The sequence below is a fragment of the Janibacter sp. CFPM2_SD2 genome (assembly GCF_057364645.1).
Map to the genome: position 1 here is coordinate 1 of NZ_JBNFOF010000306.1, position 2,099 is coordinate 2,099.

2 protein-coding genes and 1 pseudogene are annotated in these 2,099 nt (G+C 73.8%); 2 read left to right on the forward strand and 1 reads right to left on the reverse strand.

All coding sequences use genetic code 11. The features are described 5' to 3' along the window. The coding region (locus AC2W7J_RS17710) for a ComEC/Rec2 family competence protein (protein WP_485984036.1) at positions 1-701 on the forward strand (701 nt) is incomplete at its 5' end. Positions 702-741: 40 nt separating this feature from the next. On the opposite strand, the gene AC2W7J_RS17715 is transcribed toward AC2W7J_RS17710, so the two are convergent. Then, positions 742-1,248, reverse strand: a complete 507-nt coding sequence (locus AC2W7J_RS17715) for a hypothetical protein (RefSeq protein ID WP_485984038.1) — start codon at positions 1,246-1,248, stop codon at positions 742-744. Between the two features lie 169 nt (positions 1,249-1,417). Between AC2W7J_RS17715 and AC2W7J_RS17720 the strand changes: the two are divergent. Beyond that, positions 1,418-2,099, forward strand: a pseudogene (locus tag AC2W7J_RS17720) (hypothetical protein); the annotation flags it as partial.

Sequence of the window (2,099 nt, forward strand, 5' to 3'; positions counted from 1 at the left end):
GGGCGGTGGTCGTCGACGTCGGGCCCGGAGGGCGGCGGCATCGACGGCTGCCTGCGCCGGCTCGGTGTGCGCACGCTGACGCGGTGGTGCTCACCCACTTCCACGAACGACCACGTCGCGACCTCGCCGCCGCGATGGACGGCCGGGCGGTCGGGCAGGTGCTCGTCTCGCCGGTGGAGGACCCCGCCTGGGCCGTGCGGCAGGTGCGCCAGATCGCCGACCGGCACGGGGCGCCGGTGCGCACCCTGCGCGCTGGCGAGAGCTGGCAGCTCGGCGACGTCACGGCCGAGACGTGGTGGCCGGACCGGCCGGTCGCCGGAGGGTCCGCGGCCAACAACGGCAGCATCGTGCTCCACGTGCAGGTCGGTGACGTCAGTGCCCTGCTGCTCGGCGACATCGAGCGCGAGGCCGGCAGCGCGATCCGGCTCGCGCTGCGTCGCGACCCTCGGATGAATGCCGCTGCAGAGGACCTCGACGTGCTCAAGATGCCGCACCACGGGTCGAGCAATGTCGACGAGGGGCTCATGGACGCGGTGGTCGCACCCGTCGCGATCATCAGCGTCGGCGCCGACAACACCTACGGCCACCCCACGCCGACGGCCCTGGCCTGGGCAGCTCGCCACGGGTCGCGCGTGCTGCGCACCGACCGAGACGGCGATGTCGCCGTGCTCGACGGACCCGCGGTCGTCACGTCGGGATGAGGGCGGATGAAGGGACCCTCATCCGGATCTCATGCCCGCTTCACCCCGGTGCGGTGATCTGTCTCTCGTGAGCGCAGGACCCTGCGAGCACCGGACACGAGCACAGGAGCCGATCATGACGACGACCACCGACCGCACCGGCGAGGCCACGACGCTCGTCCTCGACCCGACCCCCGCGATGGCCCCCGGCCACCACACGGAGGCGCTGGACCCGCTGCGGCTGCGCCGGGTGCTCAAGGCCTACACCACCCGCTTCGTCGCCGCGGCCGTCGACGCCGCCCCCGACGGCTACCACCTCGAGTACGGCGCGGACGTCGTCCCGCGTGCCGGTGACGTCGTCCTCGCGCGGGTCGTCGAGATCGGCAAGCACACCCGTCTCGAGAGCCCCGTCTCCCGTCGCCAGTTGCTCTTCCCCGGCCGCGAGGTCCTCGTCGCCTACGGCGACCGCTACGCCCCCGACCAGTTCCTCGCGCACGTGCCCGACTCGCTCGCCCCGGCCGACCTCGTCGCCGGCGGTGGCCTCGCCTCGCAGGTGCTCGAGCAGCACGCGAGCATCGACACGGCCACCCGCCTGGAGCCGCTCGGCCTGCTCGCCGATGCCGAGGGGCGGGTCACCCTCGACCGCTTCGCGCCGCTCGGGTCGGGCACGAGCGCCGCCGCGCCCGCTGGCGCCCGCTGCAGCCCGGCCGCCGGTCGTTCGCGTCCTCGGCTCGTCGATGAACTCCGGCAAGTCCACGGTGCTCGGCTCGATCGTCAACGGCCTCGTGGGCGCGGGCCTGCAGGTCGCCGCCGGCAAGTCCACCGGCACCGGGGCGGGCAACGACCCTCACCAGTTCCGCGACGCGGGTGCCTCGACGGTCCTCGACTTCACCGACTTCGGCCACGCGACGACCTACCGCCTGGGGCACGAGCGCATCCGCGAGATCTTCGTCCGCATGGTCGACGAGCTCGTGGCCACCGGCCCGGATGCCGTCGTCATCGAGGTCGCGGACGGGGTCTACCAGGAGGAGACCCGCTGGCTGCTGCAGGACGGCGCCTTCCACGACCGCGTCGACCGGGTCGTCTTCGCCTCGCAGGACGCCCTCGGTGCGGTCGCCGGTCTGCAGGTGCTCGACGGTGCCGGGCTGACCACGGCGGCCGTCTCCGGTGTGGTCACCTCCTCGCCGCTCGCTGCGCGCGAGGCGGGGGCGACGCTGCCCGTGCCGGTCATCGGCACTTCGACCTGCGCGAGCCGGCGACGGCGCTCGGGCTGCTGCAGGTCGAGGCGGCCGGGGCGCTGGCGTCCTGATGCCTCCGCTCCTGCGTGGCCCGCGACGGCTGCTCATGGCCCTGCTCGTCGCGACGTCGATCGCCCACACGGCGTGCGCGATACGGATGGGTCTGCTCGTCGGCGGTGTG